This window comes from Vibrio sp. Sgm 5 (genome assembly GCF_026241575.1).
Taxonomy (GTDB): domain Bacteria; phylum Pseudomonadota; class Gammaproteobacteria; order Enterobacterales; family Vibrionaceae; genus Vibrio; species Vibrio jasicida.
The window spans coordinates 65,013-77,892 of sequence record NZ_JAPHPY010000015.1 but is presented as its reverse complement, the minus strand read 5'-3'; the positions used below and the strand labels follow the sequence as shown (position 1 = coordinate 77,892).

The following is a 12,880-nucleotide window of genomic DNA, read 5'->3' as shown; positions in this document are numbered from 1 at the left end:
GTTTAGGCGCTGTCCCTGCTTTCGTTTGAATAGAGCACGACTTGGTCGCGGCCTAGATCTTTTGCGGCATACAAGGCTTCGTCTGATTCATCTAACAGGCGATTTGGGTCTATGATGTCGGCTTGCGTGCGCTCTGAAAGGCTAATACCAATGGAGATGGTTAGATACTTGATGATCGGCTCATCATGATGAATGATTTCCAGTTGTTTAACCCGTCCGCGCAGTTGGTTGCCTCGCGCTAACGCCTCTCTAGTATCGTGAACAGGGGCAAGCACAACAAATTCTTCGCCTCCTAGGCGCAAAGCATAGCCGTGGGTTTGCACGGCGAAAGATTCCAAGGTCTTCGCAACTTTTTGCAAGGCCTTATCACCCTGCAAGTGACCCCTATGATCATTAAACTCCTTAAAGTGATCGATATCGATAAAGAAACACGCGATGAACATTTTGTTCGATTGATAACACAATGAGCGAAATGATGCTTCAAGAGAACGGCGATTATACAGACCGGTTAAGGGGTCGTGCTTCACCATGTCATCGAGTTCTCTGTTTTTGCAGACAACTTTGTCGACAAGATGGCTAAAGGCGCGCGCTAAATCTCCGATTTCATCTTTCCTTTTGGTATTAGGGACTTGAAACAAACTGATGGTTTCAAAATTTTGACGCATAAAAGTAGATAAGTTGTTGATTGGCGAAGAGATGTGATAAGAAAGCAGCAACAAAAGAGGATAAGAAATCGCCATTCCTAACACGATTTCGCGGATAGAATCGACAACAAATTCCTCTCGAATATCCCTTACGAGCTGTATGTCGTAGAGCAATTCAATGTTGCCTTGAATGTCCCCGTTTAACGGTAATGTGATATAGAGGATGTCTTTCTCAAAGCTTATGTGGCTTTTTCCGATTACCCGACAAGGGTAGAGATCCAACGTGTGGTCTTCTTCCAACTCTTTACTTAAATAGTACTGCTCACGGGCGTCATTGAGTCGGGCGAGCAGGTATTGCACTTTTACACTCGATTGTGAGCCTGTTTTTTTCACGGATGTTAGTCTGGCAATGCGTTGATCTAAGTCCTGCTCGAAAGTTGGGGGATAATCGGAGCGCCAAATCTCTTGTGCATTTCGATTGTAAGTGACGGACACTGGGGTTTTCGACACTGAGGAATAGCCGTTGACGTAGAGATAACGCAAATCCGTATGCATTTCCAATTCATCTTTAAAGCTCGGCAACATTAAGTTTGCATAGTTGCCGCCATGAACCGCATCGCTGATGTGATGAATTAGCGCGCTCGCACTCTGCTCACGAGAGACGATCGTCGTTTTAATGATGGTGTCCATTGAGTTATGAAAGTTGTAGTAACCCAAAGCACCAATCATGAGAATGACGAGAACAAAATGCGAGAGGAAGATCTTTATTCTTATTGATGTTCCCACAATATGAATTACTCATTAAACACATCAATGATGGGCACCGCACAAGTACCATTGACGCAGATGTCTTTGTATCCGTTATGACAGCGATAGCAAGCTTCAATTCTCAGAGAGGGGTGACTATCGGATATGTCGTTTCCCTGCCGATCATAACTCCCGTAAAGCGCTTCACCAGCAAGATGCTCGGTGACAAAAATAATGTTTTCTTCTTCGTATATCGCAACTGCCGTTAAGCCATCGGTATATGGGCCGTGCTTTTTATAAGCTTCTACTTTGTGTTTTGGGACATATATGCTCAGGTTTGTGCCTCTTCCTTGATTCGTCCAGTTGTACATCTTCACTGTTTCTTGCACAAAAGTGGGTGTGTTTGGTGGCAACACTACATCTCTGGCCGGAATAACGCTCTGTTTTACAAGCACAAGTCTGTCGAGGTTTTCTGGAAAGCTCGCTAATGAACTCGCGAAAACTGAGCCAGAAAAGGCCATCAGAGCAAACAGCTTGTATCCCATGGCATGTCCTCAAGCGTTGGTACATAAGTAATAGAATAGTCGATAATCATTGGTTTGGTCGGGTTGGGCTGTGAGAGAAACAAATACAAGATTCTGTGAGCTCTCGATCTCGAAGTGATTGAAAAAACATCTAGAATGACTAAGTCATACGCTCAGCCAAAACACAAAAGGAATTTGTATGCTGAAACATTTTCTCTATCGCGGTTATACCAATGGACTCAAAGTGGCCGCTCACGTTCTTCCTCTGCCAAAGCCAACGCTATTTTCGGGTTCTGGCTCCGTTAATGAATTGTGTGAGGCGGTCAGCGATCTGGGCTTTCAGCGATTGTTGTTGGTGACAGATGAGGGGCTTGTCCAGATCGGAATGGCAGAGCAAGTTGCAGAGCGCGCAAGCTCTAAAGGATTAGAGGTTGTTGTATTCTCAGAGGTGAAGCCAGACCCAACTTATGACCATGTTGAACGTGGCTTAGATGTTTATCTGGAATCCGGATGCGATGCGATTTTAGCGCTGGGTGGTGGCTCGGCAATGGATTGTGCCAAGGTGATTGCCGCTAAAGTGACGAATAAGCGTCCCATCAAAAAACTCGCGGGGTTGTTTCGTGTCTGGAGAACACCAGCGCCTTTATTTGTTATCCCAACCACATCGGGTACAGGATCTGAGGTGACCATTGCCGCTGTAGTTTCCGACCCCGTTACCCACCTTAAAACGCCGTTAATGGACCCTAAACTCGTGCCATTGATGGCTGCATTGGATGCAGATCTGTTGTTGGGCTTACCAGCAAAGATTACGGCGGATACGGGGATTGATGCATTGACGCACGCTGTTGAAGCGTATGTATCCCGCAATGCATCACAAGAAACAAAAGCCTACTCCGTTGCAGCCATTAAACTCATCTTTAAGTATTTGCCTAAAGTGGTAGAACAGGGGGAAGACGTAGAAGCAAGGCATAAAATGGCGATGGCGTCTTATTATGCTGGGTTAGCGTTCACCAAAGCGAGCTTAGGTTACGTTCATGCCTTTGCCCATAACTTAGGAGCAAAATATGGATTGCCTCATGGAATGGCGAATGGTCTTGCTTTGTTACCGGTTCTTAAGTTTTCGCTGCCAGAGATAGAGCCACAACTGATTGCTTTGAGTGACGCCTTGTTAGGAAGTAGCGCCGATTCTGCCAGTGCCCAAAACTTTCTCGATCGTATCGAAGAGTTGTATGAAGTGATTGGCATCGAAAAACACACACCAGTGCTTAACAGTTCGGACACAGAAGAGTTAGTGGCGTTGATCTTGAAAGAAGCGCATTGGAACTACCCAGTACCCAAATTCATGAATGAGCAAGAATGTGCTCAGTTACTTTCTGAAATTCGCACTTAAGATATGGTTGTAAATTAAAATATACAGTAGTGGTTTTTTATCCTTACACTTTGCTTGATATTATTCTAAAGATCCTACAGAATCAGCTTCATTACGAACATGGTGTTAGATTTATGGTGCCGTTGCCCGATCTGATGCTAATAAATCTTATTAAGCTGTAAAAATAAATATACAATGAGTCGATCTAAAGTGTTTGGTAGTACCCTGATTATTGCAGGGACTACAATTGGTGCCGGTATGCTGGCACTTCCTCTTGCCTCTGCGGGTATTGGTTTCACGACTTCCTTGCTGATCATGCTAGGTCTGTGGGCATTAATGGCGTTTACCGCGCTATTGATGTTGGAGCTTCATCAGTATGCCGATAGCAGTGCAACTCTTCATACTCTAGCGAAACAAATTCTTGGTCAGAAGGGCAAGTGGGTTGCAAGCTTTGCCATGCTTTTCTTGTTTTACTCATTGTGTGCTGCTTATATCGCTGGTGGTGGTGCTCAGTTTGGTGACAGACTCACCGAATGGTTTGGTCTAGATATTTCAGGTTCGACTTCAACCATCATTTTTACTCTTATTGTGACCATGGTTGTGACAGTGGGTACTGGCACTGTAGACAAAGTAAACCGCGTGCTGTTTGGTCTTAAAATGGTGACCATGATTGCAGTCTTGTCATTTCTTGCGCCAAATGTGACCGAATCTTACCTATTAAGCATGCCTGTAGAGCAAGGACTGATTGTTGCCGCCATCCCAGTTATTTTTACTTCGTTTGGCTTCCACGGCAGTATTCCGGCGATTGTGAACTACCTAGACGGCGACACATCATCGCTACGTAAAGCGATCATTGTGGGTTCGACCATTCCATTAGTGATTTACATTTTCTGGCAGATCGTCACTTTAGGCGTCGTAAGCCAAGAAACACTGGTTGAAAATGGTGGTTTGAGTGCACTGATTGGACAGCTTTCTCAAACGGTTCATCAGTCCAATCTTGGCAGTGTTGTTGGTGTATTTGCCGACTTAGCTCTTCTGACCTCTTTCTTGGGAGTGAGTTTAGGCCTGTTTGAATTCTTGGGTGACACCATCAAAGGCGATAGTGAAAAACCAAACCGTTTGGTGGCGGCTGTCATAACTTTTACGCCACCGCTTGGCTTTGCACTGTTTTACCCACAAGGCTTTATTATGGCATTAGGTTACGCTGCAATTGCGTTGGCAATCCTTGCGATTTTCTTACCTCTGGTGATGGTGGTGAAAGTACGTCGCTCTGAAGAGTTTACTGGTGAATACCGCGTTGCAGGAGGCCAAGGTGCGTTGGCGGTAACGGGGATTGTAGGAACAGGCATTGTTTTGGCACAAGTATTGATTACTCTGGGAGTGCTACCTGCGCTTGGTTAATAGAAACAGTGAATAAAACGAAAGCCAGTGTGTTACAGCGCACTGGTTTTTTTGATCTGGATTAAATTACCGTAGAATATTCGGTGAAAATATTGGCGGAAAACTGTTTTTATTTCGTACACTTAGACTGTGGTATGTCGATAATTTAGGTGGAGAAAAGCCGCTCTAATCACATCAAATACGCTGACTTTAATGAGCCTTTTCTTCGGTATTTCTCTACTTGGGTGTGGAGGTGAAGTATGGCGCACCGGAGTTTTTACCCGTTTGCAAAGCCGCTTAATGAGCAAATGCAAACATTGAAAAATAGGATGCAGGTCCATTTGCCATGCATTGATAGGGTGTCGTTTGCCAAATATCACCCTAAGCAAGGTGTGCTAAAATCTTTTGCTGAAAGTGAGTTTGATACTTGGTGTCTAGCGCATCATGAAGCGCCATTGCGCAAGCTTCACAATCTTAGTCTCGCGGCTGATAACGCCGTCCCTCGTGTGGTTAACGATCTCTACGACATCAACCATTGCTCACGTGTTCAGACATTACTTAAACACGGTTATCACTCCTCTGTTGCTGTCCCTTGCTATGATCAGCAAACCTTTACTGGTTTTGTGTTCCTCAACTCCATCCAACCAAATGCCTTTAGTTTAGAAGCGCTGAATGGCCTCAAACCGTATTTCGAAATGGTACAGTTTGCTGTGGAATCGGAGGACCATGTGGTTAATGCAATCGAAATACTTGCAGAACGGATGCACTGCTTGATGCCAGGCTATTCGCCCGAAGTGTTTTCTCATAGCAAGAGGATGGGACTTTACAGTGAAGTGATCGCCACTCACATTGCCGACCGTTACCAACTCTGTGATGAAGTGGTGGAGCAGATTGGGATGTTTGCGAGATATCACTCTTTGAGTGAGACCGCTTTACCAGCCGACATTGTTTGCCGTCGCCATCATTTATCTCGCGAGCAAGAATCGCGACTACAAGAGCACATCGAACAATGCATAGAAGCCGCAGATAACATTGTTGCGAGAATTGGTAACCCTGTGCATCCAAGCATTACCTTGTTCCACCAAATCATGACATATCAACACGAGAACTTAAATGGGTCGGGTTATCCGTATGGATTGGAGGACATCGATATTCCTATTGCGGCCAAAATTGTCGCTGTCGCTAACGTGTTCGATGTGATGACTACCCACCATCCATATCGTCAGGCGTGGTCGATCCCATATGCGTTATTAGAGTTAGAAAAGCTTGTGTATCAGGGATTGTTATCAAGAGAATGCGTCAACGCTTTACGTGATCATCAAGATTACTTAAAGCAAATCATCCATAAATACCCAGAGCATTATGCAGGCATGGGATTAATGTGAAAGTAGAGGAGTAAACCGTGAAGGGAATCAAATGTTGACTAGGAGGTCATTATAAACAATACTGTATATGTATACAGTAACTCGTTTGGAGGTGAAGTATGTTGTGGGAAACCCTTGAAAGAGTAAACCGCTTACGCCAACAAGCACTTGCGAATGATGAATTCGTAGAGTCTGCAAAAGAACACGAAGAAGCTTTGCATGACCAAGAGCATTATTACCAACCTAAGAAGCGTTCAGCCAAAGACAGACAAGGTAAGAAGTCGCTGGCCGATATCTATAAAGAAGTAGAATTTGGCGCTGACGCTCGTCACTAATGTCATCAAACGGCTGCGGACCTCATCCACTTTTTCTCACCGCCGCAGCGTAATTCATCTTATGGGCAAGTGCCTATCACTTAGCCGCTTGCCCAATCGTCTCGAAACGTAAATTCCCCCTTCGTTTTGAATCCTGCTTCTTGAAGTCACTTGGTTATCTTCCTTATCGATAAGCAAGGAGCGCACTCGATCTGAATCACCGATCCTTACCATCTTTTAAATTTATAAAATAATCAACTAATGATAATAATAATGGTTTGCATTTGTATCTGCCCTGTTATATAAAGCCAAGCTTATTAATCGTTTTGTTGAATAAAATAATGAAACGTAACGGATAGGTGAATGGGTTAATCACGCATTACCGATGCCGATAGTTAAATGGATTAGGTGAAGTAGGGATGTTAGAAGCCAAAGCTCTTCAGTTCAACATTAACGGAAAGTCTCTGTTGAAAGCATTTGATTTGACGTTTGAAACTGGAAAAACGTACGCGCTCGTTGGCCACAATGGTTCAGGAAAATCCACGCTTCTCAAGTTGTTAGCCCAGCAGCAGGCATACAGTGACGGTGATGTTTTGTTGCACGGCGACAATATTAATCATTTTTCCGCAAAAAAATTCGCACAACATATCGCATATCTACCCCAACACTTACCGATGACGGACAGTATTCTTAGCCGTGATTTGGTCAGTTTTGGTCGTTATCCATGGCATGGCTTGTTAGGGCGTTTAAGTGCAAAAGACAAAACCATAGTCGAAGAAGCGATGGAGATGACTGGAACGTTGAAATATGCTGATCGTTTAGTCGACACGCTTTCTGGTGGTGAGCGACAACGTGTGTGGCTGGCCATGCTACTTGCTCAAAAGACGGAATACTTGCTACTTGATGAGCCACTGTCGGCGCTCGATATTAGCCATCAGGTCGATATGCTTTCTTTGATCGCTAAGTTAAGTAGAGAGCTTGGATTAGGGGTCATCATTGTTCTGCATGACATCAATTTAGCCGCTCGCTTCTGTGACCACATCGTAGCCCTACATCAAGGTGATTTGATTGCACAAGGTGATGTTCAACAAGTGTTCACTGAGCCCAAGCTGAAAGAAATATATGGCATTGAAATGCGTATTTCAGATCACCCCGCTGGATATCCAGTAGCAATGCCAAGCTAAGCGGAGTCGACAATGAACCGCATACTTCGTTTTTCTTGGTTAAAGCACGTAGCCTCCCTTACGGCTCTCTTTTTAACCTTCCCAGTTGATGCAACCTCGCAACGAGTTATGTCTGTCGATTGGACCCAAACTGAAACCATGTTGGCACTTGGTGTTGTGCCTGTGGGAGTTGCGCAAGGGCAAGATTACGATGCTTGGGTAAAAGCGCCATTGTTGCCAGTGCAAACCAAAGATGTGGGTTTGAGGACGCAACCTAATATCGAACGTATTTATGAACTCAAGCCGGATCGTATTTTTATTGCGCCTTATTTCTCTGCTATGAAAGAGCGCCTTGCTGATATCGCGCCTGTGACTACCATCGATCTCTATGGTAAAGGCATTACGGATTGGTCGGTACTCACTCAATTTACCCTTACTTTTGGAAAGGAGTTGGGAAAAGAAGCGCAGGCGGAAACTCTAATAGCACAGTCTGAGGTGCAACTTTCCAAACTCAAGCAAACGATAGATGCAGATTCTGCTCCTTTATTAATGATTCAATTTATGGATACCAAGCACGTACGCGTTTTTGGTGAAAACAGTCTTTATTCTCAGGCGATTGCCAAGCTCGGTCTTTCTAACGCATGGAAAGAAGAAACCAACAGTTGGGGATTTAACATGGTTGGGATTGATAAATTGGCAGGAATCTCAGCACAGATCGTCATTGTAGAGCCACTTCCTCATGGAGGGGAGCAGCAACTCGCGAGTGATAAATTCTGGCAATACATTGTTGAGCAATCAGGCCATCCCGTTATGCGAGTCGCTCCCGTTTGGAGCTTTGGTTCGATGCCTTCTGCTGTTCGATTTGCGCACTTAGTGGCTGCAGAAAAAGAAAAGGAGCAACGTGAATGAAAACCGTTCCTTTGACGATGGTGGTGTTACTTTCGGCACTTACTCTGTTTGTTGGTGTGGTTCATCTGCACAACACAGCGGCATTTCCGGTTGCGCTGAAAAGCCTTTGGCAACCAAATTTTCAATCGATAGATTCGGTTTTACTGCATTTTAGCTGGTGGCCGCGAGTTTTCACGACCATTATTTCGGGCGCAGGATTGGCGGTCGCTGGCGTATTGATGCAACAAGTCTTGCGTAATCCACTGGCTTCACCAACTACACTTGGTGTCGCAAGTGGTGCGAATTTTACCTTAATGTTGGCGACGTTATTCGCCTCTTGGTTGCTGGATTTTTCAGCCAACCTTGTTGCGTTGATTGGCGGTGTTACGTCTATGGCGCTGGTGATGTTGTTATCTTGGCGACGCGCTTTGTCTCCAACCGTTGTTGTGGTTTCCGGTCTGGTAATTAACTTGTATTTTGCTTCGCTAAGTACGGTCATTTTGATGATGAATACCGAGAAGCTTAATGGATTGATGATTTGGGGAGCAGGTTCTTTAGTTCAAAGTGGGTGGGATGACTTTCGCTATTTGGCCCCACGTGTCGCGATTGCCGGCCTGGTCGCATTTCTGTTTGCTAAGCCATTAACTTTATTGGAGTTATCGGAACAGGGAGCAAAAAGCTTAGGTGTATCTCTAGCAAAACTAAGATTTGTATGTCTGGGTTTAGCGGTTTTGATTACCTCTTGGGTGGTGGCGACGGTTGGTATCATCGGTTTTATCGGTCTAGCTGCTCCGGCAATCACGCGTTTAATTGGTGTTCATCAGATCAAGCACAAGCTTTGGATATCGATGTTGATCGGCGCAATGTTATTGACATTGACCGATTTGGTTATTCAGCAGTTACCCGGTCTAATGGCTAGCTTTATTCCTACGGGAGCTGCAACGGCTGCGCTTGGTGCTCCGCTCCTACTTTGGTTACTGCCGCGGTTGTCGCAAAAGACACAAGGGCATACCCAAATGGTGCTTACTCGACACTCCGAACGAGTCAATAAGCTGAATAAACACGCCATCGCATTTACCTTTCTGATTATTCTGGCGGGCGTGGTTCTTTTCAGTACGGTTTCTGTACAGAATCAAGGTTGGACGTCGCTTTTCTCGACTAAAGAATGGCTATTTTTAGAATGGCGAACGCCAAGACTCCTAGCCGCGGCGATTGCAGGTGCTATGTTGGCGATAGCAGGAACCATTATTCAACGCTTAAGTGGCAATCCAATGGCCAGCCCTGAAGTTATCGGTATCAGTTCTGGTACGGCAATTGGCTTAATTATTGCCATGTTTACTGGCGTTGGCGCGTCTGTGGTTACTTTGTCGATAGGTGGTTTGATCGGCGCTTTACTTACGATATTCGTAATCGTTTTACTGAATAGAAAATCTGGCTTCCAACCAGAGCGCATTTTGCTGACAGGCATTGCGATTACTGCGCTGATGAATGCGATACAAAGTTTTATTTTGGCTACCGGTGATCCACGTAGTTATCAGGCGTTAGCTTGGCTCTCTGGCTCTACTTATTACGTTTCTTTGGATACCTTGCTGCCTTTGGCCGTGTCGGCGTTGACCTTCATCGGCTTGAGCTTTGTGTGTGTAAGATGGTTGGATATTTTGCCAATTGGCGCTTCTTCTTCAAAGGCATTAGGGCTAAATGTAGATCGCTCCCGTGCCGTTCTGTTACTCCTTGTCGCTTGTCTCACTGTGAGTGCAACGTTGGTCGTCGGTCCTATCAGCTTCGTCGGTTTACTTGCGCCACATTTGGCACGTCTATTTGGATTTAATAAAGCATCTCAACATATGTTGTGCGCGGCTTTAATTGGCGCTGGCGTAATGCTGTTGGCAGATTGGCTAGGCAGGCAAGTACTTTACCCTCAAGAGATACCCGCAGGTCTCATGGCCTCAATCATAGGGGGCCTGTACCTAATGTGGGGGTTACGTCGTTTGTAAGAGTTTAAATCCACTGGGCAAGACGACGAACCCAAACAAAGACAACTGATAAGAATTCTATGACTGGGTGATCGCTCTCATCACCCACTAAGTAGTGCTCGCAAAACACATTCTGTGCTTTTGCATTTATGGAAAACAGTGGTTATGCCGGAACCAACCTCATCGTATTCGTGCGTTGATATTGCTTATAAAAGGTTGGAAAGGTTGCCGACTAAAGGAGAAAATAATGAATCGGCAGTTTATGCTGACACCAGCGTCAATGGCTATTGCAATGGTGTTAGCTACCCCTCAAGTGCTTGCTCAAGAAGATGAAAACCTGGTTGTTATTGGCCTGCAAGAAGACAGTGCTGTTGGTCCCGACTTTAGCTATCTTGGCGCTAAGAGTCGCACTGCAACCAAAATGGATTTAGCGATCAATGAAACGCCTCGCGCGGTTTCTGTAGTGACTCGCGAACAAATGGATGATCGCGCATCCATCAGTGTTTCAGATGCGTTGCAATATACGCCAAGCATTCAAACCAACTACTTTGGTGAAGATAACAAACAAGACTGGTTTATCATCCGAGGTTTCAAACAGGCAAACAGCGGCTTGTACCAAGATGGCACTCGTCTTTACTCATCAGGTTTTTACAGTTGGCAGATAGACCCATTTGCACTAGAGCGAGTAGAAGTGTTGCGCGGTGCAGCTTCTGTTCTTTATGGCCAAAACCCACCGGGTGGGGTGATCAACCTAGTAAGCAAACGCCCACAATTTGATGGTGGCTCTGGCCAGGTGTCTCTGGAATATGGCTCTGAAGATCGTAAGCAAATTTCGTTAGACGTGAACTCCGAAGTGAATGAAAAGCTCGCGGTCCGTGTTCAAGGTCTGGCGAGAAAAAATGGCACGCGTGTTGATGGCGTCGAGGCTGAGCGGTTCTTAATTGCTCCGTCACTGACGTACAAATTTACAGATATGTCGGAAATTACCTTGCTGACTAGCTACCAGAAAGATGACTCCGACCCGTATCTGCAATTCTTACCTGTTGAGGGGACATTAAAGCCAAACAAAAATGGAAAGATCAGTGATAGCCTTGCAATAGGAAACACGGATTGGGAAACATTCGAGCGTGAACAGCTTTCTTTAGGCTACGAGTTCTCACACAGGTTTAACGACACTACGTCTTTTGTGCAGTCGACGCGTTACAGCCAAATGGAGGTGAACCTGAGGCAGATGTACTCCTATGTGTATGCAGCAGATGTTCCAGGGCTAGGTCCATTGCTTGACCCGCTTAACGAGCGTAAGAGTATCTTACGTGCAGCGACCACAGAAGAGGGGTCATCAGACGCGTTTAATATTGATAACCGTCTGATACACAATATGAAATGGGGAAGTGTGGAACACAACCTCATGGTGGGAATTGATTACCAAATGGTGAGCATTGATGGCAAAGACTTTGCCAGTGATCCATTGGTTGCGGACGGTGACGCTATCTTAACAACGCCAATTGGTATGCTGCCTGACCCACGTTTTGATGTGTTTAACCCAAATTATTCAGACAACGTTTGGTTACTTGACTCAACCACACTTCAACCGCTAACGGACGCAGATAAACAACGTACTAAGGTGGATAATGAACAGCTTGGTATCTATCTTCAAGATCACATGTTGATCAACGATAAATGGGCTGTGTTATTGGGGGCGCGTTATGACAATACGAGTAATGAAGTACATAACGTAACCACAGGCTCACGCACCAAAGTGGATAATGAAGAGTGGACGTTAAGCTTAGGTACTGCGTATATCACGGATTCTGGATTTACGCCTTACTTTAGTTACTCACAATACTTCGACCCAATCATTCAACAGGACAGTGCTGGTAAACCCGCTAAACCGGAAAGCGGTGATCAGTTTGAAGTTGGTGTGAAATACCAACCTCGTTCGTTTGATGGTTACTTTAACGTTGCTGCATATCAAGCAACTAAAGAGAACCTCGCTCGTATTTACCTCAACGAGCTGACTCAGATTGGTAAGGTAGAGAACAAAGGACTCGAATTAGAAGCGGTTGCTAACGTGACGCCGTCACTAACTCTGCTTGGTAACATCGCTTATGTGGATTCGGAAATCAAAGAGGATGTAAATACATCTTGGGTTGGCAATACGCCGTCTCAAGTAGCAAACACGGTATCTTCTGCATGGGCACATTACCGTTTCCTTGAAGGAACTTTTGATGGTTTAGCTTTCGGGCTGGGTGCTCGATATACGGGTGAATCCTACGGTGACAACACTGAAACGTTGAAGGTCCCAGGCTATTTCTTGATGGACGCGACGGTAAGCTATCGTATTGGTGATTACAAACTTCAGGTGGCGGCGAAAAACCTAGCTGATAAAGAGTATGTTGCGACGTGTGACGGCTTCTGTTGGTATGGTGATCGCAGAAATGTGATTGCGATTCTTACCTACGATTGGTAAATCATCGAGAGCGAAACGAAAACCCCCCCGAGCAGTCGGGGGAT

Annotated in this window: 10 protein-coding genes; 8 read left to right on the top strand and 2 right to left on the bottom strand. The window is 45.2% G+C overall.

What is annotated here, in order from left to right:
• Positions 1-2: 2 nt before the first annotated feature.
• Both OQJ86_RS10795 and OQJ86_RS10790 read right to left on the bottom strand, forming a co-directional pair.
• Positions 3-1,430 (bottom strand): GGDEF domain-containing protein, encoded by a 1,428-nt coding sequence (locus OQJ86_RS10795; protein WP_230676728.1) that lies wholly within the window; start codon positions 1,428-1,430, stop codon positions 3-5.
• Positions 1,431-1,438: 8 nt separating this feature from the next.
• Entirely contained in the window at positions 1,439-1,936 is a 498-nt protein-coding gene (locus tag OQJ86_RS10790; RefSeq protein ID WP_038872208.1) for a hypothetical protein, read from the bottom strand.
• Between the two features lie 178 nt (positions 1,937-2,114).
• Between OQJ86_RS10790 and OQJ86_RS10785 the strand changes: the two genes are divergently transcribed.
• The 8 genes from OQJ86_RS10785 to OQJ86_RS10750 all read left to right on the top strand — a co-directional run bounded on the left by OQJ86_RS10785 (position 2,115) and on the right by OQJ86_RS10750 (position 12,836).
• Positions 2,115-3,305, top strand: a complete 1,191-nt coding sequence (locus OQJ86_RS10785; RefSeq protein WP_045421400.1) for an iron-containing alcohol dehydrogenase — start codon at positions 2,115-2,117, stop codon at positions 3,303-3,305.
• A 174-nt stretch (positions 3,306-3,479) separates the two neighbouring features.
• Positions 3,480-4,685, top strand: coding sequence for an aromatic amino acid transport family protein (locus tag OQJ86_RS10780; protein WP_038872212.1), 1,206 nt, complete (start codon positions 3,480-3,482; stop codon positions 4,683-4,685).
• A gap of 239 nt (positions 4,686-4,924) precedes the next feature.
• A complete protein-coding gene (locus tag OQJ86_RS10775; RefSeq protein WP_054756818.1) occupies positions 4,925-6,049 on the top strand; it encodes an HD-GYP domain-containing protein in 1,125 nt (374 codons plus the stop codon).
• A gap of 98 nt (positions 6,050-6,147) precedes the next feature.
• Complete coding sequence (locus OQJ86_RS10770) at positions 6,148-6,363, top strand: hypothetical protein (RefSeq protein ID WP_038872220.1); 216 nt, start codon at positions 6,148-6,150, stop codon at positions 6,361-6,363.
• Positions 6,364-6,761: 398 nt separating this feature from the next.
• The gene (locus OQJ86_RS10765) at positions 6,762-7,526 is read left to right on the top strand and encodes an ABC transporter ATP-binding protein (protein ID WP_038872222.1); all 765 of its coding nucleotides are present in this window, start codon (positions 6,762-6,764) and stop codon (positions 7,524-7,526) included.
• Between the two features lie 12 nt (positions 7,527-7,538).
• Positions 7,539-8,414, top strand: coding sequence for an ABC transporter substrate-binding protein (locus tag OQJ86_RS10760; protein ID WP_265987724.1), 876 nt, complete (start codon positions 7,539-7,541; stop codon positions 8,412-8,414).
• Positions 8,411-10,387, top strand: a complete 1,977-nt coding sequence (gene fhuB, locus OQJ86_RS10755) for a Fe(3+)-hydroxamate ABC transporter permease FhuB (RefSeq protein WP_265987723.1) — start codon at positions 8,411-8,413, stop codon at positions 10,385-10,387. The genes OQJ86_RS10760 and fhuB overlap by 4 nt, the downstream gene beginning before the upstream one ends.
• Before the next feature lie 226 nt (positions 10,388-10,613).
• Positions 10,614-12,836: a TonB-dependent siderophore receptor gene (locus OQJ86_RS10750; protein ID WP_265987722.1), complete on the top strand. Its 2,223-nt coding sequence runs from the start codon at positions 10,614-10,616 to the stop codon at positions 12,834-12,836.
• The last annotated feature ends 44 nt before the right edge of the window (positions 12,837-12,880 follow it).

What these genes read in the sequence shown, in the direction of transcription:
- fhuB (WP_265987723.1), top strand. Translation starts at nt 8,411, where the DNA reads ATGAAAACCGTTCCTTTGACGATGGTGGTGTTACTTTCGGCACTTACT.
- OQJ86_RS10790 (WP_038872208.1), bottom strand. Translation starts at nt 1,936, where the DNA reads ATGGGATACAAGCTGTTTGCTCTGATGGCCTTTTCTGGCTCAGTTTTC.
- OQJ86_RS10770 (WP_038872220.1), top strand. Translation starts at nt 6,148, where the DNA reads ATGTTGTGGGAAACCCTTGAAAGAGTAAACCGCTTACGCCAACAAGCA.
- OQJ86_RS10775 (WP_054756818.1), top strand. Translation starts at nt 4,925, where the DNA reads ATGGCGCACCGGAGTTTTTACCCGTTTGCAAAGCCGCTTAATGAGCAA.
- OQJ86_RS10760 (WP_265987724.1), top strand. Translation starts at nt 7,539, where the DNA reads ATGAACCGCATACTTCGTTTTTCTTGGTTAAAGCACGTAGCCTCCCTT.
- OQJ86_RS10780 (WP_038872212.1), top strand. Translation starts at nt 3,480, where the DNA reads ATGAGTCGATCTAAAGTGTTTGGTAGTACCCTGATTATTGCAGGGACT.
- OQJ86_RS10785 (WP_045421400.1), top strand. Translation starts at nt 2,115, where the DNA reads ATGCTGAAACATTTTCTCTATCGCGGTTATACCAATGGACTCAAAGTG.
- OQJ86_RS10765 (WP_038872222.1), top strand. Translation starts at nt 6,762, where the DNA reads ATGTTAGAAGCCAAAGCTCTTCAGTTCAACATTAACGGAAAGTCTCTG.
- OQJ86_RS10750 (WP_265987722.1), top strand. Translation starts at nt 10,614, where the DNA reads ATGAATCGGCAGTTTATGCTGACACCAGCGTCAATGGCTATTGCAATG.